The 22,200-nt window shown below is 45.0% G+C and carries 19 protein-coding genes; 18 read left to right on the top strand and 1 reads right to left on the bottom strand.

What is annotated here, in order from left to right:
* Positions 1–96: 96 nt before the first annotated feature.
* Positions 97–603 (top strand): hypothetical protein, encoded by a 507-nt coding sequence (locus tag JFY49_RS01785; protein ID WP_086195421.1) that lies wholly within the window; start codon positions 97–99, stop codon positions 601–603.
* Between the two features lie 46 nt (positions 604–649).
* On the opposite strand, the gene JFY49_RS01780 is transcribed toward JFY49_RS01785, so the two are convergent.
* Positions 650–2,068, bottom strand: a complete 1,419-nt coding sequence (locus tag JFY49_RS01780) for a phosphate--AMP phosphotransferase (protein ID WP_086195230.1) — start codon at positions 2,066–2,068, stop codon at positions 650–652.
* Positions 2,069–2,274: 206 nt separating this feature from the next.
* Here JFY49_RS01780 and JFY49_RS01775 point away from each other — a divergent pair, with 206 nt between their 5' ends.
* From JFY49_RS01775 to JFY49_RS01695, 17 genes are all read left to right on the top strand, one after another.
* The gene (locus JFY49_RS01775) at positions 2,275–2,979 is read left to right on the top strand and encodes an FFLEELY motif protein (protein WP_086195229.1); all 705 of its coding nucleotides are present in this window, start codon (positions 2,275–2,277) and stop codon (positions 2,977–2,979) included.
* 168 nt (positions 2,980–3,147) lie between these two features.
* Complete coding sequence (gene ubiE, locus JFY49_RS01770; RefSeq protein WP_086195228.1) at positions 3,148–4,092, top strand: bifunctional demethylmenaquinone methyltransferase/2-methoxy-6-polyprenyl-1,4-benzoquinol methylase UbiE; 945 nt, start codon at positions 3,148–3,150, stop codon at positions 4,090–4,092.
* A gap of 11 nt (positions 4,093–4,103) precedes the next feature.
* Complete coding sequence (locus tag JFY49_RS01765; RefSeq protein WP_086195227.1) at positions 4,104–4,790, top strand: SCP2 domain-containing protein; 687 nt, start codon at positions 4,104–4,106, stop codon at positions 4,788–4,790.
* 12 nt (positions 4,791–4,802) lie between these two features.
* Entirely contained in the window at positions 4,803–6,422 is a 1,620-nt protein-coding gene (locus tag JFY49_RS01760) for an ABC1 kinase family protein (RefSeq protein WP_086195226.1), read from the top strand.
* Between the two features lie 221 nt (positions 6,423–6,643).
* A protein-coding gene (locus JFY49_RS01755; RefSeq protein WP_180082508.1) for an IS5-like element ISAba37 family transposase occupies positions 6,644–7,445 on the top strand; the annotation gives its coding sequence in 2 pieces (ribosomal slippage) (positions 6,644–6,907 and positions 6,909–7,445; 801 coding nt in all).
* A 55-nt stretch (positions 7,446–7,500) separates the two neighbouring features.
* Positions 7,501–9,195, top strand: a complete 1,695-nt coding sequence (locus JFY49_RS01750; protein ID WP_086195225.1) for a hypothetical protein — start codon at positions 7,501–7,503, stop codon at positions 9,193–9,195.
* Positions 9,196–9,248: 53 nt separating this feature from the next.
* Entirely contained in the window at positions 9,249–10,349 is a 1,101-nt protein-coding gene (locus JFY49_RS01745) for an autotransporter outer membrane beta-barrel domain-containing protein (protein WP_086195224.1), read from the top strand.
* A gap of 163 nt (positions 10,350–10,512) precedes the next feature.
* On the top strand, positions 10,513–11,592 hold the full coding sequence (locus tag JFY49_RS01740; protein WP_086195223.1) for a patatin-like phospholipase family protein: 1,080 nt from the start codon (positions 10,513–10,515) through the stop codon (positions 11,590–11,592).
* Positions 11,593–11,822: 230 nt separating this feature from the next.
* On the top strand, positions 11,823–12,605 hold the full coding sequence (hisIE, locus tag JFY49_RS01735) for a bifunctional phosphoribosyl-AMP cyclohydrolase/phosphoribosyl-ATP diphosphatase HisIE (protein ID WP_086195222.1): 783 nt from the start codon (positions 11,823–11,825) through the stop codon (positions 12,603–12,605).
* Between the two features lie 13 nt (positions 12,606–12,618).
* Positions 12,619–14,124, top strand: a complete 1,506-nt coding sequence (locus JFY49_RS01730; RefSeq protein WP_200223536.1) for a UvrD-helicase domain-containing protein — start codon at positions 12,619–12,621, stop codon at positions 14,122–14,124.
* Positions 14,125–14,154: 30 nt separating this feature from the next.
* Positions 14,155–15,522, top strand: coding sequence for an ATP-binding protein (locus tag JFY49_RS01725; RefSeq protein ID WP_086195220.1), 1,368 nt, complete (start codon positions 14,155–14,157; stop codon positions 15,520–15,522).
* A gap of 390 nt (positions 15,523–15,912) precedes the next feature.
* Positions 15,913–18,750, top strand: a complete 2,838-nt coding sequence (locus tag JFY49_RS01720; protein WP_086195219.1) for a monovalent cation/H+ antiporter subunit A — start codon at positions 15,913–15,915, stop codon at positions 18,748–18,750.
* Position 18,751: 1 nt separating this feature from the next.
* Entirely contained in the window at positions 18,752–19,117 is a 366-nt protein-coding gene (locus JFY49_RS01715; protein WP_086195218.1) for a Na+/H+ antiporter subunit C, read from the top strand.
* Positions 19,117–20,925, top strand: a complete 1,809-nt coding sequence (locus JFY49_RS01710) for a monovalent cation/H+ antiporter subunit D (protein WP_086195217.1) — start codon at positions 19,117–19,119, stop codon at positions 20,923–20,925. Before JFY49_RS01715 ends, JFY49_RS01710 begins: the two co-directional genes overlap by 1 nt.
* A gap of 2 nt (positions 20,926–20,927) precedes the next feature.
* Positions 20,928–21,449 carry a Na+/H+ antiporter subunit E gene (locus tag JFY49_RS01705; RefSeq protein WP_086195216.1) on the top strand — a complete coding sequence of 174 codons (522 nt, stop codon included), beginning with the start codon at positions 20,928–20,930 and terminating at the stop codon, positions 21,447–21,449.
* Positions 21,446–21,721: a monovalent cation/H+ antiporter subunit F gene (locus JFY49_RS01700; protein ID WP_086195215.1), complete on the top strand. Its 276-nt coding sequence runs from the start codon at positions 21,446–21,448 to the stop codon at positions 21,719–21,721. Before JFY49_RS01705 ends, JFY49_RS01700 begins: the two co-directional genes overlap by 4 nt.
* Positions 21,722–21,732: 11 nt before the next feature.
* Positions 21,733–22,131, top strand: a complete 399-nt coding sequence (locus JFY49_RS01695; RefSeq protein ID WP_086195214.1) for a Na+/H+ antiporter subunit G — start codon at positions 21,733–21,735, stop codon at positions 22,129–22,131.
* Positions 22,132–22,200: the final 69 nt, after the last annotated feature.

The following is a 22,200-nucleotide window of genomic DNA, read 5'->3' as shown; positions in this document are numbered from 1 at the left end:
GTTTTAACTGCACATTAGCTTTAAAAAGGCTTTGAAATTCACACCTTAATGATGGTTGAATAGAACAAATAACACAAAATTTAAGGTATTTACATGATGAAAATAGATAAAATTCCAGACGCAATCGATCCTCAGTTAGACTTGGAAAGCATTCGGGCAGAATGCCTGGAACTTGTCAAAAAACGTGCTTACTGTTCTGCAGGTGCAGCCGTCATTCCGGTTCCATTTCTGGATGTGGTCATCGATGTCGGAATTTTGTCACAACTCATTCCGGAAGTGAATGCACGTTTTGGTTTGGCTCCGGAACAAATCAGTGTCTATGACCCTGAAACCAAAAAAGTACACTGGCATGAACTGCGTAAACGGGGGGTAGAATTTTCCGGCCTGGTGGTGGCACGTACCGCAGTGAAAAAATCCCTCAACAATGTGGTAGCAAAGGTCATCACCAAACAGGTGACTAAATTTATTCCGCTAGGTGGTCAACTTGTTGCTGCAAGTTTAGGCTACATTGTGATGAAGAAAGTCGCCGAAGCTCACGTAGAAGACTGTTACAAAATTGCCAAAGGGATTCAACAAAAACAGCAAGCCCAAGCGGCGAGTTAATCATCCCTCGCTCTATTAATAAAAAATTCCGCTTGCAGCTGAGAACCTAATTGGTTCTCAGCTGCTTTAAAATGGTTCTTAATATTTCTAAACGTGCGGTATTTTTGTCATCGTTGGCAATAATATGCCACGGTGCATAAGTGGTGCTGGTATGTTCGAACATATCCGCAGCTGCATCCAAATAAGCATCCCATTTTTCCCGATTGCGCCAATCCTCTGGAGTGATTTTAAAGCGTTTGTTTGGCGTCTCTTCACGGGCTTTAAAACGGGCGGCCTGCTCATCCTTGCTAATCGCCAGCCAGAATTTGATCACTACAGTTTGACTATTGGCCAGATCCCTTTCAAAGCGGTTAATTTCATCATACGCCCGCTGCCACGCATGCTCACTGACCAGTCCCTCCACGCGTTCCACCAGCACCCGTCCATACCAGGAACGGTCAAAAATCCGGATGTCTTCATCAGTCTGCAACTTGGTCCAGAAACGCCACAAATACGGATGACGCATCTCATATCGTTCAGGAGCCGAAATACTATGAATGTCATATTCCCGCGGATCAAGATTTTTCACCAGCCGTTTGATGGTACCGCCCTTGCCTGCCGCATCCATACCTTCAAATACAATAATGGCTTTACGGTCATCAAAACGTAGCGCCTCGGCCACTTTTACAGATAGTTCTTTCAGCTCTTTTTTATAGTCTTCTTTGGTCGTGGACTGATTTTCTGGATGCAGCAACAACTCTGGAACAGGCGCCTGTTCCCATTCGGTTTCTACTTCGCTCAAATGCTCCGGACAGTTTTTCATAGCCGCCAAAATGATCTGTGCAAATTGTTGATTACGTAATTTTTCATCCTCGCAATCAATGATGTTCCAATCCTTGGTAAAACGCTGGCTGAGCTTTTGCAAACTGTCGTACTGCTTTTTATTACGCCAGTCCAGACCATGTAATTTATGCCAGCGCACTTCATGGGGATCCAGATTATCCATTCGCTTTTGCAAAGATTTCCAAGACAGATCAAACCAGACCTTCACCACATCGACATGATTATTTTTTAAGTCCTGCTCAAAAGCCTGCATATTGGCAATATAGGTATCAAACTGCGATTCATCCAGAGGCTTGGATACATGCAGGGCGGTGGCCAGCAAATCACTATACCAGTTGCCAAACAACACCATGAGCTGGCCTTCGGCAGGAATAAAGCTTGCATACGGCTGCCAGTAGGTCTGTGTGTTATTGAACATGTTGGCGGCATCAGCCTTAACCAGTAAATAACGCGGATCGACCCATTCACGCAGCTGCTTCACCGCCTCGCCCTTTCCAGCCAGTTCAATGCCATTGACCAGCACCAGTACGCTTTTGGCATTACTCTGACCACGGGTATTTCTTAACTGATATTGTGCTTCAATCAAATTCAGGGAAAGTTCATCTTCATCCAGCAGCAGATTTTTTGTTTTTTTCAGTGTCATCTTTTCCCCTATCCTTTTTTCTAAATTTCAGTCTATTCAAGCATAATCCTAGACTAAATTTGACCACATAGTGTTTATGTTGCTCAGAATTGCTGCGATTCCCGGCAAACTGACTTAATTTAAACCATTTTTCTTGCTGTTTGTCATAGCGACTTTGCCCGTCTCGCTCTAATATTTAGCCATCTAAAAAATAATAGAGACACAGCATGTCTAAACTGGCTGCATTGGATGATCTTTTAGAATTGTATTATCAATTGAATTATCATCAAAATCCTGACATTTTTCGGCGCCTGCAAGATGTACAGGCCTGGCAAAAACAGCGCATGCAGGCCACCCATAGTAAACAGTTTGCTGAAAAGCAGAATGTATTGATGTCAGAGTATTTTCTGAACCGTCTCTATGGCGGTCCAGATTTTGACGCACTGGCTGAGCAGATTGCCCGCTTGATGAAATATGCACACAAGGCTGAAAAGCTGATTCCTGAAAATGCGGTGAAAACAGGCACATCAGGGGTATCTTTAGCCATTTTGGCGGTACAGCTGGATGAACAAGTGGCCATGCAGCTACTTGAAGATTATCATCCGCACGAAGCTTTAAATGATGAGATGATGCGTTTGACTTATCTTAAACTCGATCAGGGGCAGTCTCGTTTAAAACAGCTGGATTTACTCGACCAGCTGGGTTTTAGCCTGGATAAATACATGCGCTCGTTTATGGTTCAGGCTGCATTTAAAATGTGTAAGGGAGCAGCCAGCAAATATAATTTCAACATCATGTATGAATTTATGCAGGATGGCTTTTTGGCCATGAAACCGTTAAAGTCAGCTGAGAAATTCGTGAAGGATTTTACCGCAGTTGAACGTCAGATTATCCATAAGGTTCACGCAGGCGATCCTCACCCGTTTCAGTAAATTATGTTGTGATGGAAATAACAAATTGCGCAGTGAATAAAAACACAGAGCAGATTTTATGTATATTATTCATAACAATTGCATGCGGATTGCTGTACAACGTCCTAGAATCTGTCATCATGCAAGCACTGCAACATTAACCCTATTTTTATGTTAGGAGTGACTCTAATGTCTAACGAAAAGCAAACGCCTCCCTCTACCCCTGAGTCGGCACAAAATACAGACAAAGTGAGTCCTTTCTTAACTGAGCCTCTTCCGCAAGGCACTGCCCAAGGTCAGCAACAATCTTTACAACAACAGTTAACCGATACGCCAGTGACCGGTTCAGTACCCAAATACAATCTGCCTCGTGGCGCCAACACTGGTAATGTCGGTCCGACTACCCACTTCGGTTACCAGACCGTCAGCAGTGAAGATAAAGCCCAGAAAGTGGCGGAAGTTTTCCATTCAGTCGCCAGCAAATACGACATCATGAATGACCTGATGTCATTCGGTATTCACCGCTTATGGAAACGTTTTGCCATTAATATGTCAGGCGTACGCCGTGGTCAGCATGTGCTGGATATTGCCGGCGGTACAGGGGACCTGGCCAAAGTCTTTAGCCGTGAAGTCGGTCCTACCGGTCATGTGGTATTGTCTGACATTAACGAGTCTATGCTGAACGTCGGTCGTGACCGCCTGACTGATGCTGGCTGTACCAATGTAGACTTCGTTTTGGCCAATGCTGAAACACTGGAACCCTTTGCAGACAACAGTTTTGACTTGTTGACCATCAGCTTCGGTTTACGTAACGTGACCGATAAAGATGCTGCGCTGGCTGCCATGTACCGCGTGCTTAAGCCAGGTGGCCGTTTGCTGGTACTTGAATTCTCTAAACCGGTGTTTGAGCCATTCTCTAAACTGTATGACCTGTATTCATTCACGGCTTTACCGATTATGGGTAAAATTATTGCCAACGATTCTGAAAGTTATAAATATTTAGCCGAATCCATCCGTATGCACCCAGACCAACGCACATTAAAAGGGATGATGGAAAATGCCGGCTTCCAGAACTGTGATTACCACAACCTGACGGGTGGTATTGTGGCGGTTCACCGCGGCTTTAAACTTTAAGGTTTTATACTATGTGGTCGATTCTGGCACTGGGTGCAGTTGAACGGTTAATTCATCATGTGATTGATCTGGATGCCATTACCCGCATCCAGCTGAATCAGTTGCAAGGCAAGATGCTGCGGGTGGTGATTGACTCACCGCAACTCTCTGTTGATGTGTTTTTTGACGAAAATAAAGTGCGCCTAAAACCGACCGTCACCGGTCAGGCAGAACGTCCGTCCATTTTTGAGCAACGCCCGTTTGACCCGCAACAAACATCTATTATGCCAGCCACCGCAACCTTACAGGTTAAAAATGTGGTTGAGCTGATCAAACTGCTGCTGGCAGATAATGTGGGCAATATTCCGCTACAGGGTGACTATCACCTGCTACAGGATATTCAGCGCATCATGCAACAAGCTGAACCTGATCTTGCTGCCCATTTAAGTCCCTGGATTGGTCCTGCCCTTGCACATGAACTGGGTAAAATCCAGCTGGCACCAAAACATTTAAAACGTTCCTTAGAAAGTTATTTATTCTTTGCTGAAGATGCGTTAAAAGAAGATACAGGTTTATTTGCTGCACGTTGGCAAATGGACGATCTGCAACAAGATACCCGAATTTTCAATCAAAATTTAGACCGTGCTGAAGCCAAGATTCAACAGCTTCAGGCACAGATTGATGCTGATTCAGATACACCCGCTTCATCTCAAGACTAGGTAATTACATTTATGATTCCGCACGTTTCACGTTTACTCGAACTTTGGCGCATTGCCGCGCACTATAGACTCGACACGTTGTTTCCTGCGGAAGAATTACCGGAAAAAGCCCGCCATGCTTTAAGTTTCATTCGCATGCACCCTGCGGCATGGTCAAGCCGTGAACGTAAAAATCCCCTCAAGCTGAAACAGGCTTTAGAGGAAATGGGACCGCTGGCGATTAAATTGGGACAGCTACTTTCTACTCGTCGCGACCTGATGCCACCTGAAGTGTTACAACAGCTGGTATTACTGCAAGACCGAGTCAAACCATTTGACAATAGCGTTGCCAAAACCCGCATTCAAGAATCGCTCAAAGCCGATGTCAACACGCTGTTTGCCCGCTTCGATGCGCAACCCTTGGCCGCTGCCTCGATTGCACAAGTACATACTGCAGCGTTACATGATGGTCGCGAAGTGGTGGTGAAAGTTACACGCCCCAATATCCGCACTCAAATTCTGCAAGATTTTGAAATTTTGGACTGGCTGGGAGCAGCGCTGGAAAAACGTCTGGAAGCAGCACGTGCCCTGCATTTATCGGAAATTATTCAGGACTATCGTCAGATCATTTTAAATGAGCTGGATTTGACCCTAGAAGCCGACAATACCCGTCGCATGCGCCATTACTTCACCGGCTCTAGCATGATGTATGTGCCTGAAGTGTATATGGACAGCAAAGATGTCATGGTTGCTGAACGCATCACCGGGGTTCCGATTTCTGATACCGCGACTTTTGACCAGATGGGTATGAATCGTGCGGACCTGGCAGAAAAAGGCCTGACCATTTTCTTTACCCAAGTGTTCCGTGACAACTTCTTCCATGCCGACATGCATCCTGGTAACGTGTTTGTCGAAACCATTAATCCAGCTAATCCACGCTTTATTGCACTGGACTGTGCGATTATGGGTGAGCTCTCCAAGCATGACCAGATGACCGTAGCACGCATGTTACTTGCGGTCATGAACAGTAACTTTATGCAGCTGATTCAGATTGTGCACCAAGCTGGCTGGATTCCACCGGGTACCGACCAGGATGCTCTGGCCCGTGAAATGCGTCGCACCGTAGGTCCAATGGTATCAAAACCGATGAGCGAGTTGGACTTTGCCGGCATCCTGATTCAAGTGATGGATATCGCCCGCCGTTTCCATCTGGAAATTCCTCCGCAGCTGATGTTATTGCTGAAAACACTGGTTCATGTAGAAGGTTTGGGCACCGACCTCTACCCGGACCTTGATATCTGGAAACTGGCGAAACCGATTCTAACTGACTGGATTAAAGTCAATATGAATCCAGTGAAAAACATGAAGGAAATTGGTCAGCAAATTCCAGACCTTCTGCTGGGTGCACAGGATTTACCAAGTCTGATGATTGACAGCCTGAATGGTTTAAAAAACCAGTCCGCCTGGCATTCCAAACAATTGCATGAACTGCAAAGCATGCGTCTGCAAATGGAACATCAGCAAAAACGCAGCTGGATTTTTGGCAGCATTATGGCCATTTTGCTATCCATTGCGATTATTGCACCATGGTATGTATCTATTATTCTGATCATACTTGTGAGCTTGCTGGCTGTCTGGCGAATTGCGAAATAAGATTCTCTATTCAAAAATAATATCAGCCCGTTTATAATGGGCTGATTTTTTTCATAATATCTAAAGTGATTATTCAATTATTATTTATAATGATTTGTTGCATTTAGTTCAATTTAGGTGTTTTTTTCACTTATTTTTTAACCATTTTTTTGTTAGAGCCTATCCAGTATTAATTTCATTCTTTTTTAGCACTTAAAAAAAGAATTTGTTAAAATTATTCAATGAGAAAACCATATCCCAGCGACATTAGTCGAGAAGCCTTTAAAGAAATTGAACCGTTACTATTGAGCGGAAGAAAACAAACACGTCCAAGAGTCGTTGATGTCTATGAAATATTTTGCGCCTTACTCTATATTTTAAAAAGTGGATGCCAATGGAGTATGCTTCCTCGAGACTTCCCAGCTAAAAGCACTGTGCATTATTACTTCTCGATTTGGAATAAAAAACCATCAGAAACTGAACCTAGCATACTTGAGCAAGCTTTAAAAAAATGTGGTTGGCGAGGCCCGTATCAGCAATGGACGGAAAGAACAAACGAGCTTTATCATCATTGATTCACAAAGTGTAAAAAACACAGATACTGCACGTGATAAAGGCTATGACGCTGGTAAAAAAGTTTCAGGCATTAAAAGACATATTATTGTTGATACTCAAGGTCTCCCGCATGGAATATTGGTTACGACAGCAGATAAAACGGATCGCCAAGGTGCATTAGATGCCATAACTATACATAGAGATACCTTACAAAATGTAGAGGTTGTACTTGTTGATGGTGGTTATACAGGCGAACCCTTTTATTTGGCTGTTAAGAATTTAATCAGAGCCCGAGTTGAAGTTGCTAAACGAAGTGAATTACATAAATTTGCAGTCATTCCACAACGCTGGGTTGTGGAAAGATCATTTGCTTGGTTAGAAAAATGCAGAAGGCTCTGGAAAAACTGTGAAAAGCACCTAAATACGAGCCTTCAGTTCATTAATTTAGCCTTTTTAAGGCTACTTTTGCATAGAAAATATTCTGGATAGGTTCTTATAAAGTTAAGCATCACTCATAACTAAAACTTAGGCTTTAGGGAATACTATGTTCAATCGAACTTTTAAACTAACAACATTAGCAATTGCAACTTCATTATTGGCGGCTTGTGGTGGTGGGGGAAGTAGTTCGTCTACGCCTGCTGCACCCACTATTAGCGGTCTGGCTGTAGATGGGCCACTAGCAGGTGCTACAGTAACTTTCACTGAATGTAATAATGCTACCACAACAACAAAAAGTGACGGTACATTCACCTTCCCTCAAGGCTGTACATCAAGTCCTGTAACCATCACTGGTGGTATCGACACAGCGACTGATTTACCGTTTACTGGAGAAATTAAAGCGCCAAAACGTACATCAAATGAGCAAAACACCATTGTAGTTTCGCCAATTACTACACTCATTCAAGCCAGTATCACAGCGGGTGCTACACCTGAAGAAGCAACCACAAAAATTGCAACGGCTTTGGGCTTAGCAGGTAAAGATTTACTTTCAGTAGATCCAATGAAAGATCAGGCTGTCTATGCAAAGACGGTTGCAGTACAACAAATGGTTGAACAGATTCAAACCGTTGTCGCGTCTCTAGGCGGTAGCACCACTCAAGCGGACTTAAATACTGTAGCATTTTCTGCATTACAAACTGCATTATCTGCTCCTACCTCAGATAATAACTTAACAAGCACAGCTACAATTACAGCTGCAATTTCGGCAACTGTAGAAGCAGTAAAAGAAGATTTACCAGCCGAAACTGCGGCAAACTTGGCAAATGTACAAACCAACCTCGCAGCTTTAAGTGCAGAAGTCATTTCAAGCAATGTTCAATCTGTAGAAACTGCGATTCAAAATGTACCTGCTGCGACATTCAGTCAAGGTACTGAGAGTATTAAGGCAGCGACTGAAACCGTAGTTGTTGAAGCCAAAGAGTCTATTGCTGTGGAAAAAATTGTCACTGCTTTGGCACCTGTCCTAACTCAAGCACCTGCTCAAGTTGAAGATTCACTTAAAGCAATCAGTACAGCTGTTGCCGATCCTACTGCTCCAACATCTAATACTGCCATTGCGAATGCAATTACGCAGATTCAAACTAACGTTCCAACAGTGACTCTTCCAGCTGAAACAACTACATCTGTTCAAAATGCAAATGATTTCTATGCAGACTATTTAGAATTGAATGGCTTTAATGTACAGGGTGTAAACCAAACGATTACAGCACTAAATGCTTCTCTCACTAACCCGATTCAAGTAGCAAGTTTAAATAACCTTTTGGTGGGTATCACTCCTAAAGGTACATATGCAACAACGGCTAGCCCAATTGTTGCTACTGCTGCATTAAACATTAATACTGGTACTAAAACATTAACGATCTCTGCAAATAAGTTAAATCTTAACTTTAATGCAGGTACATTAACTGCAGCTACCATTCCAGCAGGTACAGAGATTAAGGTTGATTCAACAATCAATAGCTTAAAAACTACTTTCACCATAAACGCTGATAAAGATGTACTGAGTAACGGTAAAATTGCGCTAAATACAGCGACTTTAGGTTCATTGTCAGCATCTTTAGCAACTCAGCTCAACAATTTTAGCTTAAAAGGTGACACAGTTACCATGACTGCAGTCCTTAAAGCAACACCTGTTTTCGCTATTACTAAAGCTGATGGTTCTCCAGTCCTCGCATCTAAATATACTTTAGGTACAATTGATGGATCAGGTGTATCGGCTAAATTTAAAGTAACGCAATAATTGAAACTAAAGAGCTGCTGCAAAGCAGCTCTTTTTTATCATCTGGAAAAAATATGAAGAAAATATCTGCCATTCTGGGATTATTTTTAGGTGGTACTGCTATTGCTTACGCTGCTCCGAATGATCCGTATCTAAATGCAAAAAACTTTAATGCTCCTGCTTCTACACTGCAAATAGATCTTGCCGTGGACGCAGTCAATGACAGCATTGATATATTTAATATGCGTGAAAGCGAAGGGGTCAGTGATAGCTCAGCTGGAGATTACCAAGGTTTTCATTTGTCTGGTCAGTATGAACTAAATCCCCAGTGGTCCATTGAAGCAAGCTACTGGCAACGTGAAATTGAATACCGTCAGGATAGCAACAAAATTGACAGTGCCTTGCTCGCCTTACGTTACACGCCGGAACTACAGCTGAAAAAGCGCGATGCATTAAGTTTCCGTGCCAGCCTCTGGGGTAATACTGCAGATACCCTATCTAAATCCAGTCCAACCTTGGTGAATCAGCAAACCTTTAATCAGGTTCAGGTACACAGCCCAGAAGACCTTCAGCTACAGCTCGATGCCATCTTCTCGCGTAAACTTGATCCGATGAACCAGCTCAATGCTTTTGCCAGTGTAGGTTATAGCAAAGTAAAAGTCAGCAATGTTGACCTTCAGGCTAAGCTGGCAGGCTGCTTAATGGACATCTCAGTCAATGACAGTAATCAATATAATGCACAGTTGGCTCAGCCTTGCTCAAAAGATGGTATTACTATCAATGAGTTGAACATTCAAGGTAATGCCAACGAGTTTGGTTTTGATATCGAGAAAGACCTGAATTACGATAGTTATTATGCAGGCCTAGGCGGCTCATGGAACTGGCGCTATAAACAGTTTGAAAGCCAAATTGCCTATCAATATCAGCGTTTATGGCGTAACGATATTGATGATCGCGTGAGTAATTTTGGTAATACCGCGATTAAAGACAACCATACACTTGGCGTAAAATTCAGCTACGATTTCACTCCACAGATCACTGCTTTCTTGCAGGGTGAAATCTATCAGAACAACTTTGTTGGCAATATTCCCTTTCTCTATAACGGGGTCACGGCATCACGCCTAGATAAACGTTATGGACTGGCTTCTTTAGGGCTCAATATCCGTATGTTCTAGGCTTAAAATCCTTTTAAAAAACCGTTTATCGATCCGCAGCTTTACGTAAGATGCGGATTTTTATTTTTACTGACTCATCAGTCATTCACTGAATGATCTCGCCATTGTTGCGTACCCCAGACAGATTAGAATAACAGTACACCTGTAGATTGAATGATAGATCATGATGCAAATCTTGCAAAAACGCCCTTCTTCTCTAAATGTCCGTGCTGGCCGGTTGGCACGCCAACTCATTGAAAAAGAAGGTTTGCAGGCGAATTTTGTCGATATTGTTCCCGGTGCAGCAGGTGGCCCCAAAGGCCTTGGCATTCAAGGCCTCGATCAAGCCATTTTTGGCGATTTTCTGGCACAAGCGCCACAGCGCAGAACCCTGATTGGTTCATCCATCGGTAGCTGGCGTTTTGCCAGTATTGCTGCATGGGGTGCAAAAGAAGGCACCGAACGCCTTGCGGAGCTTTATACCAACCTGTATTTCCATAAAAAAATGTCACGGCAGGAAGTAGGGCAAATTTGCCGTAACATGCTGCTCGATCTGATGCAAGGCAAAGAACAGCAGCTGGTTGAGCATCCGGACTATCATCTGACCGTCATCTCGGTCAAAGCCCAGCACATTTTCCAGAGTGACAGATCCCTGCCTTTACTGGCATCGGTTGCCGGCATTATTGGCAGTAATGCCGTGGCACGTAAACACAACCGTCTGTTTATGCAAAGGGTAATCAGCCAACCGGAAATGGGGACACAATTTAAAGTCAAGGATGATTTTACCACGCATTATCAGCCTTTAAATCTCAGCAATGTCACCTCCTGGCTGATGGCTTCAGCTTCTATTCCCGGAGTGATGGCGGCAATCCGAGATATTCCCGATGCCCCGAAAGGCAGTTACCGTGATGGCGGTTTAATTGATTATCACCTTGATCTGCCGTTTCAGAGCCAGGGCATTGTGCTGTATCCGCATTTTAGCGACAGCATTACTCCGGGCTGGTTTGACAAGATGTTGAAAAAGCGCAAGGCCAATCCGGAAAATCAGGCACGGACTTTACTACTTTCCCCCTCAATCGAATATTTACAGTCCTTACCGCTCGGTCGCTTGCCGGATCGTAAAGATTTCACTCTAAAAGGGCTGGACCAAAAACAGCGGATTCAAATGTGGAATCAGTCTGTAGCAGAAAGCCAGCGCATGGGGGATGAGTTTTTGGAAATGGTGGAAAAACAGAATTTTCCGCAGCTGATGCAGGATTTATAAAATCAAGTAGAGGAAAAACTATAGGCGCTTGATTAAGTGAACCGGTTTATTTTCCTATGCTTGGAATATTATAAAATCTTGGGTGAATAAAGCACCTGAACCTCTTGAATCAGAAATCAAAAGGTTCATACGTATATTTTTTTCTCAAACAGTCGCTAATCACGTACACTATACAGCTGCGATTTTGATTCGCTGTTTTCCATTTTGAACATATTTTTGGTGAAATTCTCATGAACAACGCGCAATGGCTCGATGAAGTAAAATTTAACGAACAAGGTCTGATCCCTGCCATTGCCCAGCATCATCAAAGCGGACGTGTCCTGATGGTGGCCTGGATGAACCGGGAGGCTTTGGCGCTCACTGCCGAGAAAAATCAGGCCGTGTATTTCTCCCGTTCACGCAACAAGTTATGGCACAAGGGTGAAGAATCCGGTCATTTCCAGACTGTGCATGAAATCCGTCTGGACTGTGATGCCGACGTGATTATTTTGCAGATTGAACAGCACGGTGGTATTGCCTGCCACACTGGTCGTGAATCGTGTTTTTATCGCAAATTGACCGCAAATGGCTGGGAAATTGTCGATGCACAGTTGAAAGATCCAAGCCAGATTTATGCTGAAAAATCAACCAATCCACATACCCTAGCCATGAATGCCTCGACTGCCCAGTCTGAACAGGTCGAAGTTCTGGATTATTTGGGCCAGATGATGGCAGAGCGCAAAAAAGCCGATCCGGATTCATCTTATGTCGCCAAACTGTATCACAAAGGCTTGAACAAAATTCTGGAAAAAGTCGGTGAAGAAAGCGTTGAAACCATCATCGCAGCCAAAGATTTTAAATCTGAAGCCAATACCGACAATAAAAACGACCTGATTTACGAAGTTGCCGATTTATGGTTCCATACCATTGTGATGCTGGGTTATTTCGACCTCGATCCACAACTGGTATTAAACGAGCTGGCGCGTCGCCAAGGCCTGTCTGGCTTGGTGGAAAAAGCCAATCGTCAGCATTAATTCAGTCTTTACCGTGTCAGTATCTAAAAAGCCCAATCCCACCTACGAGCAAGCGCTTGCTATAGATAATGCGCGTCTGGGCAATTCCTTCAAGGTGATTGCCTATGCTGGCACAGGTAAAACCACCACCCTGCAAATGATCAGTGATGCCATGCCAGAACGGCGTGGCATGTATCTGGCATTTAACAAAGCCATTGCAGCAGAAGCACAAAGTAAATTTCATCGCAATGTCGACTGTCGAACCTTTCACTCGCTGGCTTTTCGCAGTGTGCCGCGTGGTATCACCGACAAACTGCGCTTGCCGCGTTTAAGTCCGAGCTTTATTGCCAAGGAATACCGGCTACAACCGATTACCCTGCGCCGGATGATGGGCGGCCGTTATGAAAAATATGTGATGATGCCGTCGCGTCTCGCCAGTCTGGTGGCCAATGCGGTCAGCTATTTCTGCTCGACCAGTTCGCAGTATCCGGCACCGCGACATCTGCAGGCACCGAGCTGGTTACATCCGGACGATATTGAAGAATTGCAGAAGCATCTTTATCCGGCCATTGAACGGCGCTGGCTGGAGTCGATTGATCCCAATCATCAAGCCGGTATAGGGCATGATATTTACCTGAAACTTTGGGCCTTGTCTGAACCGAATATTCCTGCAGACTATGTGCTGTTTGATGAAGCACAAGATGCTGACCCGCTGATGCTCGGAATTTTGCTACGTCAAAGAAATACCCAGGTGATTTATGTCGGCGATGCCCATCAACAGATTTATGCCTGGCGTGGTGCGGTCAATGCCATGCAACAGCTGCCGCTACCTGAATCACGCCTGACCACCTCGTTCCGTTTTGGTGAAGAGATTGCCTTAAATGCCAACGCTATTTTAGGTGCATTAAACGAAACCGTGCCCTTGCTCGGCAATCCGTTACTGAATTCTAAAGTGGTGAATAAACCGCATACCAAACAGCGTGATGCGATTTTGTGCCGCACCAATGCCCGCGCCATGGAATTGCTGCTTTCCGGACTGGTGCATGGCGACAAAGTCAGCTTGCAGGCCGATCATGTCAGACTAAACCGTTTTGTCGATGCAGCCAGTATGCTGAAACAGGGCCGCCGTGTCACCGATGTACCCGAACTGGCTTGGTTTAATTCCTGGCATGATGTGCATGAATACTGTGAAACCAATGATGGCAGTGACATTAAACCGCTGGTCAAACTGGTGGATGATCACGGCACCGACCCACTCAAAAGAGCCTTAGCCAAAATTACCCCGATTGAACAGGCCGACTACATTATCTCGACCGCCCACAAGGCCAAAGGCCTGGAATGGGACCGTGTGCATATCGAAGATGACTATCAGTTTAAGGTCAATGAAAAAGACCATAAAATTAGTGACGAAGAGTTAAGATTGCTTTACGTGGCTTGTACACGTGCTAAAGTAAGTTTAAATATTCACCACATTTACGATCTGGTACAACAGCTGAAAAAGCAAATGCCGGTCTCGCTGCGTAAAGCTGTGGGAGAATAAGTTTCGCTTTAGCTGCAAGGCAGGTGTTTTATGAAAATTGACTCCATTCAACTCAAACACGCGCTTCATTTTGCCGATCTCAAGCTGAACTTTAATGACAAGCCCATCACCCTGATTCTGGGCGATCAAAGCTCCGGTAAAACTGGCATTTTAAAATTCACCTATCAGGCACTCACCTGGTTTGCAGCCCGTTATAAAGACTCGCGTGCTGCCGGTGTGGTCATGCAGGATCAGGACATCATGTTTACCCGCCTGCAATCCAAAATTGATATTCGGGTTCAGATTCCTCCCGATATTGGGACTTTAAATGCCTCTAGCGAAGCTGCAGACAAGACCCTGACGACGTGTGACTGGCAGATTTATAAAACTTTAAATAGTCATGGCATTGGCACCAGCAAAGCCGAAACCCAGCAATTGGACAATCTGGTGGAACTCTATCATAACGCGCTGAAGCACGATCAGCAGCAAGGCTTGCCCTTGATTGCCTATTACCCGGCAGAACGTTTTGTCCATGAAATGAATATTCAGAGCAAAAATAATCCGGTGGTGTTTCAGACTTCACATGCCTATGAAATTTCCAGCATTCCCTATACCACCTTTAGCCGTTTCTTTGAATGGTTTCGTGAAATCAGCGATATTGAAAATGCCCAGATTGCGCAGCTGTTTCAGCAGCTCATTACCAATTCGTCCATCCAGAAAAATAAAGACAAAGATTTTTTACAACAATTGGTCAATGCCCAAAAGCAAATGAACGCGCCGAGTCTGGACGCTTTAAAACAGGTTTTGAGCACCGTTCTTCCCAATTTTGAAGATATTTATGTGCAGTATCAGCCTAAATTGCAACTGCTGGTGAGTTATGCGGGAAAAACCATGCTCTATCAGCAACTTTCCAACAGTGTTAAAAACTGGATCGCCCTGGTGGGAGATATTGTACGGCGTTTGTGCCTGCTAAATCCCAAAAGTTTATATCCCTGTCTGGAAGGCGACGGTATTTTGCTAATTGATGCCATTGACCACCAGCTGGATCAAAATACCTCGCAAGTAATTTTACAACGCCTGCATCAGGCGTTTCCGCGTCTGCAGATTATTGCCACCGGCAACCGCATGGAATTACTAGAACATGCAGTGGAATATCAATGTTTAAAACTGGAACATAAGCAGCTGTTTGATATGCAATTGCAACCGCTCAAGGAAGAATTTGATTCAATTTATGAAAATCTGGTGTTTAATGAGGAAGTGATTGAAACCGATGCCTTAACCGAGCCTGTACCAGAAAGCATGACCCCACAAAGCCTGTTAGAGCAGATCCAGCAATATTTAACACCCGAACAACAAACAGAATTATTGCACTTAATGCAACAGCAGGATGACACCTCTTCCTCTCATCCTATCTCATGACACAACAATTTGAATGGTATTCGAAAATACTCAGTATCTCTTTAAAAAATCCTGTTTAGCATTGTATCTGGCTAAACACGCTACGCCCCTCAAGCATGCAGGGGCGTATAATAAGTCAGGCAAGTATTTATGAAATGTTAACAAACCCAAGTGTGCGCGCAAAAATAATTGATGTTGTTTTACTCATGCAATAAGATCATGTATATTTAAAGTTTAATAGTAAAATCCGATTCTACTATGACTTTTTTACAGGTTGCGCAACACAGCTTGTTTTTCATTTTTTAACTCAAACCGGCTTTCAAGATTGAGAAGTTTGGATTGTTCTTTGCATTCCTGTAATCGTTGGAAGATAAGATTCACGCTTAGGTGTTTATAGCCTAACTCACGACTTTGGATATGAGTGTGCTACCGATTATTATTTTGCTACCGTTAGTACTAGGCACAACCCTTGTCTCGTGGCTGAAATTTTCACGCGGGCTAACGGCTTTAGCCGCCTTAGGGGTCAGCCTGAGTAGTCTGACCCTGTTACTGCTGGAAGCCAAAGATGTGTTTAATGGCGTAACCATCACACAAACCTGGGCCTGGTTACCCCAGTTAGGCATTGACTTAAGCTTTCGTCTGGATGCCTTAGGCCTGTTGTTTTGCTTGCTGATTAGCGGGATCGGAACGCTCATTTATATTTATGCCTATTATTATTTAAATCCTAGAAATTCTCTGAGCAAACTCTATCTTCTGCTGATGCTGTTCATGGCCTCCATGCTCGGGATATCACTTTCTAACAATTTAATTTTACTGCTTATTTTTTGGGAACTGACCAGTATTTCCTCCTTTCTGCTGGTCGGTTACTGGAGCAATTACGAAGCGGCACAGCGCGGTTCACGTATGGCTCTGACCATTACCGGCATGGGCGGTCTGGCCATGCTGGGCGGTTTCATTCTGCTCGGCCAAATCACCGGAACCTATCAGATTGACCAGATTTTGACGATGAAGGATCAAATTCAAAGTCACTCATTATTTGTTCCAAGCTTGCTGCTGATTTTACTGGGTGCCTTTACTAAAAGTGCACAGTTTCCGTTTCACTTCTGGCTGCCGAATGCCATGGCAGCTCCGACGCCAGTTTCAGCCTATTTGCACTCTGCCACCATGGTCAAAGCCGGAATTTTCCTGCTGGCACGTTTTACGCCAATTTTTGTCGGTGCAGCGCTGTATCACAATATCGTGACTTTCGTGGGCTTGTTCACCTTATGTATGGCTGCCTTCTTTGCCATTTTCAAGGAAGACTTAAAAGGCTTATTGGCTTACTCCACCATCAGTCATTTAGGCTTGATTGTGTGCTTACTGGGATTAGGTTCACCACTGGCAATTGCTGCTGCCATTTTCCATATTATTAACCATGCCACCTTTAAAGCGGCTTTGTTCATGATTGCCGGGATCATTGACCATGAAACCGGAACCCGTGATTTGCGTAAACTTAGTGGGATCTGGCAACTCCTGCCCTTTACTGCCACCCTGACCATGATCACCGCCGCCTCTATGGCCGGTGTGCCACTGACCAATGGCTTCCTGTCGAAGGAAATGTTCTTTACTGAACTATTGGCCAGTCTTTCAGGTCCTGTGCTTATTGTTTCTGCCATTCTGGCAACCCTGGCCGGAATTTTTGCCGTGGCTTATTCGGTCCGTTTAGTGCATGGGGTATTTTTTGATGGTCCAATTGGTGCAGGGGTCCCGAACCGGCAAGCACATGAGCCGCCGCTGGGCATGCGTATACCCGCCATACTGCTGGCGGTTTTATGTATTCTGGTCGGCCTTGTACCTGCGCTGCTGGTGGAAAATATTGTCAATGCAACTGCACGTGCCAGCACTCAAGTGTCTGACTTTGCCGGTAGCCATTTAGCCATCTGGCATGGTTTTAACCTGCCTTTAGTGATGAGTATTGTGGCACTGCTGGGCGGGATCATTTTCTATTTTGCTTTGGCCAAAGGCGGTCGCATTCGGGAAATTGATCTTGATCCTATCTTGGGCAAATTCCAGGGTAGAGTGCTGTTTGATTTATTTTTAAAACATCTGTTACTGAGTTCACGCAAGTTCAAACGGCAAACTGAAAATGGTTCACTGCAAAGCTATCTGATGTGGATTGTACTGTTTAGTGGTGCTTTGCTGACTATGCCCTTTATCAATCAAGGCCTGACCACTGGTACACGTGAACTCATCCATGCGCCAGCAATTGCCATTGTGTTGTGGCTGCTCTTGTTCTCAGCCTGCTGGATGATGCTGTGGTTTCACCATGAACGGATTAAGGCCGTGCTGATTAGCGGTGCTGTCGGACTTGTCGTGACCCTAGTGTTTGTGACCTTGTCTGCACCTGATCTGGCATTGACTCAAATCACGGTAGATGTAGTCACTACGGTATTGCTGCTGATGAGCCTGTCCTTACTACCACAACTCACTCCTTATGAGTCCAGTGTGTCACGGCGCTGGCGCGATGCCCTGATTGCCATGGGTGGTGGTCTGGGGATTGGCTGGATTACATGGCTAATGCTGACCCGTGACCACAACTCGATTTCATGGTTCTTTCTGCAGCAGTCACTGCCACTCGGTGGCGGTTCCAATGTGGTCAACGTAATTCTGGTCGACTTCCGTGGTTTCGATACCTTTGGGGAGATTACCGTACTGGGTATTGCTGCAATTGGCGCACTGTGTTTAATGGATGGCATGCGTGCGCACGGCACCACCATTACCCAGGGCCTGACCTACCGCTTTAATCCCTCTCCGCTGATGTTTCGTATTACTGCATCCTGGGTATTGCCTCTGGCGCTGGTGGTGAGCCTGTATATCTTCCTGCGTGGCCACAACTTGCCCGGTGGTGGTTTTATTGCCGGTCTGATTACCGCTTTGGCCCTGGTGATCCAGTACATTGCCTTAGGACAAGACCAGGCTGAACAGATGCTCAGAGCCAAATCCGGCCGCTTATATGAAATCTGGATTGGTTCAGGTCTAAGCATTGCAGGACTGACCGGACTCGCTGCCTGGTTCTGGGGACGTCCATTCCTGACCAGTGCCCATGTGCATATCGCTCCACCCCTGTTAGGTGATATCCATTTGGCATCCGCTGCATTATTTGATGTCGGGGTCTATGTCACCGTCGTGGGTGCCACCATGTTGATGATTTCCGTCCTGGGTGACTCACGCCACTCCAGCATGTCTGGTCCAGTATTGAAGGGGGAATAAAATGATTAGTCTAGAGTTTTTAGTTGCCTCTGCCATTGGTTTACTGGTTGCCACGGGAATTTATCTGATCTTGCGTGCACGTACTTTTCCCGTGGTTTTAGGACTGGCCATGATTGGCTATGCGGTCAATCTGTTCCTGTTTGCCATGGGACGGATTCAGGTCAATGCCCCGGCTATACTGACTGAAACCAGCAAAGTGACCGATCCTTTACCTCAAGCGCTAGTCTTGACAGCCATTGTGATCGGTTTTGCCACTACGGCCTTTATTGTCCAGCTGGCTTTACGCAGCCGTTATGAAAGCGGTACCGACCATGTCGACTCAAAAGAAGAAATCACCCCGATTGACCCGCGCGAGGATGAGCCTTAATGAATGCATTCATCCAGTTCTGGACTGAACACACCCCAATATTTAGCATTTTAATTCCGGCATTTACCGGTTTCTTACTGGTTCTTTTGGGCAATCCCGGCAAAGGTTCATTAGCACACGACTGGCGACAACCTTGGCGTCGTGGCATTAGTTATGTCTCGTCAATCCTGGGCTTAAGCACTGCCATCGTGTATTTAATCTTCGCCAGCAGCGGACAAATCAGTACCTATAACCTCGGTGAATGGGCTGCCCCGTTCGGTATTGTGCTGGTTCTGGATCAGCTTTCCGCACTGATGCTGGTGCTGACCTACGCTCTGGCTACACCCATCTTATGGTTTGCCAGTCATGCATGGGATACTCAAGGGCGTTATTTCCATGCCATGTTCCATTTTTTGCTCATGGGCTTGTGCGGTGCATTCCTGACCGGGGATTTATTTAATTTATTCGTATTCTTTGAAATCCTGTTGATGGCCTCTTATGTCCTGCTGCTACACGGACAAGGCAAGGCCCGTTTTCAACTCGGTATTCACTACGTCACTATAAACCTGTTGGCCTCTGCACTGTTCCTGATTGGTCTAGGCATGATCTACGGCAGTATCGGCAGTTTAAACATGACCGATATTGCACGTTTAATCCCGCTGCTAGAACCAGATCAGCATATCCTGGCCGTTGCAGGCGGCTTGTTGTTATTTGTGGTCTTTGGCATCAAGGCTGCAATGTTACCAGTCGGTTTTTGGCTACCGAAAACCTATGCCGTAGCCACCACTCCGGTCGCTGCCATTTTCACCATTATGACCAAAGTGGGGATCTATGCCATTCTTCGAGTCAATGGCACGATTTTTGATGATGATTTCAGTCAGGATATTCTGGCAAACTGGTTACTTCCGATCGGTTTGGTCACCTCGATTTATGGCGTGATTGGTGCCATTGGCGCGGAGCGTTTACGCCGTTTTGTCGGCTTTATGATTTTATCTTCGATTGGCACGCTGCTGATTGCCATTTCATTATTTAATACTTTGGCCTGGGCTGCAGGACTGTACTATCTGGTGCATAGCACCATTATTGGCGCTGCCTTTTATCTGCTTTGTGGCTGGATTACCTCACAGCGCAGTACATTCAAAGATCATTTCAACATCGCTCCGAAAATGAAACAGCACAAAGCAGTGTCATTGACCTTCTTTTTCATTGCCTTGATGATGGCGGGTTTACCGCCTTTTAGCGGCTTTTTAGGCAAGGTTTTTATCTTGCAGGCGACTTCACATTCCCCTTATCAGGGTGTAATTATTGCGGTGGTGCTACTGGTGAGTTTACTCAGCATTATTGCCTTTACCCGGGTGGGATTCATTCTGTTCTGGCGTGCCAGCAAACCTGAAGATCAAGCGGAAACCGAAGCATTTAAAGCATATCAAGCCATACCCAATCATGCCCCGATACGCAATGACAAAACCATTTATTTGCTGTTGTCAGGCTTGGTACTCTATATGGTTTGCGCAAATCCGATTCAGCAATACATGTTTAAAACGGCTGAACAGATCCAGAATAATGCTGTGTATGAAGATGTCATTTTACACAAAGATGACCTGAATCAGGTGATTAGCGTACAGCCTTATAATCCTGAAAATTTACCTGAAACCAAATATGGCGGTGAAACCGTCGATCCAAATGCACATCTGATTCCGTATATCATCTCGAAAAAGACTTTAGAAGGTGAGCACATTTCAGAATATAAACAACGCCAGATCAGACAGCAGCAAGACCAGCAAGCCACTGATCCGGATGATGCCAAACTCAAGCCTATGGAGCCTTAAACATGCAAAAAACATCGTTTTTGGACCGCTGGCTGCCGCATCCCTTCGTCTCCGTGATTGTGGCCTTAAGCTGGATCATGCTGGCGCATAGTCTGGATCTGGCAACCTTGCTGATGGCTTTATTGCTGGGCATTGCCATTCCATATCTAGTCAAACCGTTTATTGGCAACACCCCAAATATTCACTGGATTCTGGCCATAAAATTATTCTTTGTGGTGTTATGGGACATTATTGTTTGTAATATTAAAGTAGCCAAACAGGTGCTTGGTCCCACCCATAAACTGCATCCGAAATGGTTTCGTGTGCCTCTGGAAACCCAGCATGAACAGGTCAATGTTTTACTGGCCCTGATTATTACCACCACGCCGGGTACCGTGACCGCAGGGATCGATCACGATCGTGGTGATATTCTGGTTCACGCCCTGAGTACTGATAATGCCGAGATCGATATTATCGAAATTAAAAATCGTTATGAAAAAGCACTGATCGAAATTTTTGATGTGGAATTAGGAGAAGATTCATGAGTATTTTGCCTTATGCACTTGGTCTGTGTATGGTCGCAATCACCATTTCCATGTTTCTTTGCCTGATCCGTATGGTAATCGGCCCTTCCATCGTGGACCGGCTTTTAGCACTGGATACCCTGTTTCTGAATGCGACCTGTCTGGTGGTCATTCTGGGTATCTACTGGGCAAGTACCTCCTTATTTGAAGGTGCCTTATTGGTTGCCATGCTTGGATTTGTGTCTACCGCAGCGCTGGCACGCTACTTTACCACTGGCCATGTGGTCGACTAGGAGCAACAGCGATGCAACTTCTCATGGAAATCCTGGTCTCAATTTTTTTGTTGATTGGCTCATTCTTCATGCTGGTGGGCGGCATTGGGATGGTTCGTCTGCCCGATTTATTTATGCGCCTGCATGCGCCGACCAAATCCAGTACCCTGGGTCTGGGCAGTTTCCTGATTGCTGCCATGATCTTTTCAGCCTTTCAGGGACGCGTTGGTTTTGCCGAACTGTTATTGACTTTGCTGGCATTCATTACTGCACCCGTGTCTGCAAATCTTATGGCACAGGCAGCACTGCATTTACGTTTACGCTCAACCAGTGGTGAAGTACCTGAAGCACTTGAACGTCCCTTACCCTGGCAGCGTACCCGGCGTCGCAATCCCAAAACAGAAAATGATTCACATAATGATGTCAGCTAAAACCGTTCTTGTTGTTCTAAACTTAACTTAAAATTTTATACCGTTTTACACAAATTTATTCTTCTGAGC

The sequence above is a fragment of the Acinetobacter sp. CS-2 genome, assembly GCF_016599715.1.
Lineage (GTDB): Bacteria > Pseudomonadota > Gammaproteobacteria > Pseudomonadales > Moraxellaceae > Acinetobacter.
Note: the sequence above shows the minus strand (reverse complement) of the source record. Positions and strands in the feature narration are given on the sequence as shown.

Coding starts and splice junctions, on each gene's coding strand:
- JFY49_RS01760 (WP_086195226.1), top strand. CDS start 4,803: ATGATTCCGCACGTTTCACGTTTACTCGAACTTTGGCGCATTGCCGCG.
- hisIE (WP_086195222.1), top strand. CDS start 11,823: ATGAACAACGCGCAATGGCTCGATGAAGTAAAATTTAACGAACAAGGT.
- JFY49_RS01785 (WP_086195421.1), top strand. CDS start 97: ATGAAAATAGATAAAATTCCAGACGCAATCGATCCTCAGTTAGACTTG.
- JFY49_RS01715 (WP_086195218.1), top strand. CDS start 18,752: ATGATTAGTCTAGAGTTTTTAGTTGCCTCTGCCATTGGTTTACTGGTT.
- JFY49_RS01740 (WP_086195223.1), top strand. CDS start 10,513: ATGATGCAAATCTTGCAAAAACGCCCTTCTTCTCTAAATGTCCGTGCT.
- JFY49_RS01780 (WP_086195230.1), bottom strand. CDS start 2,068: ATGACACTGAAAAAAACAAAAAATCTGCTGCTGGATGAAGATGAACTT.
- JFY49_RS01745 (WP_086195224.1), top strand. CDS start 9,249: ATGAAGAAAATATCTGCCATTCTGGGATTATTTTTAGGTGGTACTGCT.
- JFY49_RS01765 (WP_086195227.1), top strand. CDS start 4,104: ATGTGGTCGATTCTGGCACTGGGTGCAGTTGAACGGTTAATTCATCAT.
- JFY49_RS01725 (WP_086195220.1), top strand. CDS start 14,155: ATGAAAATTGACTCCATTCAACTCAAACACGCGCTTCATTTTGCCGAT.
- JFY49_RS01695 (WP_086195214.1), top strand. CDS start 21,733: ATGCAACTTCTCATGGAAATCCTGGTCTCAATTTTTTTGTTGATTGGC.
- JFY49_RS01700 (WP_086195215.1), top strand. CDS start 21,446: ATGAGTATTTTGCCTTATGCACTTGGTCTGTGTATGGTCGCAATCACC.
- JFY49_RS01775 (WP_086195229.1), top strand. CDS start 2,275: ATGTCTAAACTGGCTGCATTGGATGATCTTTTAGAATTGTATTATCAA.
- JFY49_RS01705 (WP_086195216.1), top strand. CDS start 20,928: ATGCAAAAAACATCGTTTTTGGACCGCTGGCTGCCGCATCCCTTCGTC.
- JFY49_RS01750 (WP_086195225.1), top strand. CDS start 7,501: ATGTTCAATCGAACTTTTAAACTAACAACATTAGCAATTGCAACTTCA.
- JFY49_RS01710 (WP_086195217.1), top strand. CDS start 19,117: ATGAATGCATTCATCCAGTTCTGGACTGAACACACCCCAATATTTAGC.
- ubiE (WP_086195228.1), top strand. CDS start 3,148: ATGTCTAACGAAAAGCAAACGCCTCCCTCTACCCCTGAGTCGGCACAA.